We start from the raw sequence: 361 nt of genomic DNA, 5'->3' as shown, positions 1-361 counted from the left end.
GCGCAACTTCTTGCACAGTACTGCGCAAGAAGTTGCGCACTTTTTCGGGTTTTCTCGCGTAAAAGTGCTCAAAAAACGTACAGTAAAAACACAAGCTACTGATTAACAACAACTAAATTTAAGTTGGCACGGGTCTTGAACTGTCTCCTTGCAGTCGCACGGCATTTTTCGCCTGTCCGGCTTCACTTTTTGCAAGGAGCAAACCCCCATGGCAACACCTGCCTACATGTCCGTCACCGGCACCAAACAAGGCCTGATCACCGCCGGTGCCTTCACCGCCGATTCGGTCGGCAACACCTACCAGGAAGGCCACGAAGACCAGGTCATGGTCCAGGGCTTCAACCACGAAGTGATCATCCCG

The 361-nt window shown here is 52.1% G+C and carries 1 protein-coding gene; it reads left to right on the top strand.

All coding sequences use genetic code 11. The features are described 5' to 3' along the window. Positions 1-208 precede the first annotated feature (208 nt). Positions 209-361, top strand: a 153-nt coding sequence (gene tssD, locus NP552_RS25875) for a type VI secretion system tube protein TssD (RefSeq protein WP_274097110.1), incomplete at its 3' end; no start/stop codon positions are given.

This window comes from Pseudomonas sp. 8209, assembly GCF_028682105.1.
Classification (GTDB): Bacteria; Pseudomonadota; Gammaproteobacteria; order Pseudomonadales; family Pseudomonadaceae; genus Aquipseudomonas; species Aquipseudomonas palmensis.
Note: the sequence above shows the minus strand (reverse complement) of the source record. Positions and strands in the feature narration are given on the sequence as shown.